Genomic DNA, 733 nt, shown 5'->3' with positions numbered 1-733 from the left:
GCCCTTCGCTGCAAAGCGTTCGTAGACCGTCACCACGTCCGCAGGTTGCCCTGCGGTGATGAGTTCACAGATCGCGCCAAAAATCTCGGCATGGTCTGCACGGTAAAAGTGCTCGCGGGCCAGTCCATCAATGCGGTCAACGGCATCGTTGTCGAGCATCAAGCCGCCGAGCACCGACTGTTCAGCCTCAATGCTTTGGGGCGTTACAAAATCATCGCGCGCGGTCATGCAGCCTTCCGGTTGTGAAATTGCTTTGCTTGCTGCCCGACGCTTGTCAGCTCGAACACCCCATCGGGCTTGCAGACCCACAGCCGGTAGTAGCCCTTGGTCACGTAGTTCGTGAAATGTCGTTGCCAGTCGGCCTGCAAGCGCGCTGCATTTGCGCCGCCGTCCAGGTGCTCATGGCAGAACACATCCCATGCCAGTTCGAGAAAATCGGCCGGCAGGCCAACACCTTCCACGTACTCCATGAGCGGCGCATACGTCGTCACTGGCTTCACCCCGTTTGCCCTGCAGGCAGCGAGGAAGGTCTTCAGTGCGGTGCGCGGCTTACGTTCCCGCTTGGGTTTTTTCTCGGCTTTTGTCTCAGCCCCCTCGTCGCCGGTAGGCGATGGGGGGTTGGGGGGATTGTTTACTTCTTCTTTATTCTTCACTTCTTTAGGTAACGGCGAAGTAACGCTGCCAGCGTTACCGGCATCGTTACCTTTTGAGTTAGCCTTGTGCTTTGCGACGC

2 protein-coding genes are annotated in these 733 nt (G+C 58.0%); both read right to left on the bottom strand.

What is annotated here, in order from left to right; genetic code table 11:
- Positions 1-228: DnaB-like helicase N-terminal domain-containing protein (locus RVY79_RS16790; protein ID WP_317465612.1), on the bottom strand; the 228-nt coding region annotated here is incomplete at its 3' end.
- Positions 225-733 (bottom strand): hypothetical protein (locus tag RVY79_RS16785; protein ID WP_317465611.1); only part of this gene is annotated, 509 nt, incomplete at its 5' end. The genes RVY79_RS16790 and RVY79_RS16785, both read right to left, overlap by 4 nt.

Origin of the sequence: Chromohalobacter sp. HP20-39, from assembly GCF_033052815.1 — a bacterium.
In the GTDB taxonomy this organism is placed as follows: domain Bacteria; phylum Pseudomonadota; class Gammaproteobacteria; order Pseudomonadales; family Halomonadaceae; genus Chromohalobacter.
This window is presented reverse-complemented; position numbering and strand designations above follow the sequence as displayed.